Source organism: Aequorivita vitellina (assembly GCF_022008365.1).
Classification (GTDB): Bacteria; Bacteroidota; Bacteroidia; order Flavobacteriales; family Flavobacteriaceae; genus Aequorivita; species Aequorivita vitellina.
The window spans coordinates 1-1,715 of the sequence record NZ_JAIRBA010000075.1; the positions used below are offsets into that span (position 1 = coordinate 1).

The 1,715-nt window shown below is 39.4% G+C and carries 1 pseudogene; it reads right to left on the bottom strand.

Annotated elements, in window-relative coordinates:
- Window positions 1-1,715 (bottom strand): annotated as a pseudogene (locus tag K8089_RS15975) (hypothetical protein); the annotation flags it as partial.

Consider the following 1,715-nt stretch of genomic DNA (forward strand, 5'->3'; position numbering starts at 1 on the left):
GTGTATTCTAAGGTTTTTCCATCAACGTTTAACGCTAAAACAGTTAAAGTTTCAAGATTTGAAATGTCGATGGTTGTAGTAACATTGTCTTCATCGGTATAGGTGAAAGTGCCGTTACCGTTATCCACAATTGTAGTTAAAGTTTCGAAATTATCGATTACCGTTTCCAAGTCGATGCTGGTTAGAACGCCGTCTTCGTCGGTGTACTCTAAGGTTTTTCCGTCAACGTTTAACGCTAAAACAGTTAAAGTTTCAAGGTTTGAAATATCGATGGTTGTGGTAACATTGTCTTCATCGGTATAGGTGAAAGTTCCGTTACCGTTATCAACGATTGTAGTTAAAGTTTCGAAGTTATCGATTACAGTTTCAAGATCGATGCTTGTTAACACACCGTCTTCGTCCGTGTACTCTAAGGTTTTTCCATCAACATTTAATGCTAGGGTAGTGAGCGTTTCAAGGTTCGAAATATCGATTGTTGTAGTGACATTGTCTTCATCCGTATAGGTGAAAGTGCCGTTCCCGTTATCCACAATTGTAGTTAAAGTTTCGAAGGTATCGATTACCGTTTCCAGATCGATGCTGGTTACAACGCCGTCTTCGTCTGTGTATTCTAAGGTTTTTCCGTCAACGTTTAACGCTAAAACAGTTAAAGTTTCAAGGTTTGAAATGTCAATCGTAGTTGTAACATTGTCTTCATCCGTATAGGTGAAAGTTCCGTTACCGTTATCAACGATTGTAGTTAAAGTTTCGAACGTATCGATTACAGATTCCAGATCGATGCTGGTTACAACGCCGTCTTCATCGGTGTACTCTAAAGTTTTACCATCAACGTTTAATGCTAGGGTAGTGAGCGTTTCAAGGTTTGAAATATCGATTGTTGTAGTGACATTGTCTTCATCGGTATAGGTGAAAGTGCCGTTCCCGTTATCAACGATGGTTGTAAGTGTTTCGAAGTTGTCGATTACAGTTTCAAGATCGATGCTGGTTAAAACGCCGTCTTCGTCGGTGTACTCTAAGGTTTTTCCGTCAACATTTAACGCAAGTGTTGTAAGCGTTTCCAGATTTGAAATATCAATTGTTGTAGTAACATTGTCTTCATCGGTATAGGTGAAAGTGCCGTTACCGTTATCAACGATTGTAGTTAAAGTTTCGAACGTATCGATTACAGTTTCCAGATCGATGCTGGTTACAACGCCGTCTTCGTCGGTGTATTCTAAGGTTTTTCCGTCAACGTTTAACGCCAAAACAGTTAAAGTTTCAAGATTTGAAATGTCGATGGTGGTTGTAACATTGTCTTCATCGGTATAGGTGAAAGTGCCGTTCCCGTTATCAACTATTGTAGTTAAAGTTTCGAAAATGTCGATTACCGTTTCCAAGTCGATGCTTGTTAACACACCGTCTTCGTCTGTGTACTCTAAAGTTTTACCATCAACGTTTAAAGCTAGGGTGGTAAGCGTTTCCAGATTTGAAATGTCAATCGTAGTTGTAACATTGTCTTCATCGGTATAGGTGAAAGTTCCATTACCGTTATCCACAATTGTAGTTAAAGTTTCGAAGGTATCGATTACCGTTTCAAGATCGATGCTGGTTAAAACGCCGTCTTCGTCGGTGTATTCTAAGGTTTTTCCGTCAACGTTTAAGGCTAGGGTAGTAAGTGTTTCAAGGTTTGAAATGTCGATGGTTGTAGTAACGTTGTCTTCATCGGTATAGGTGAA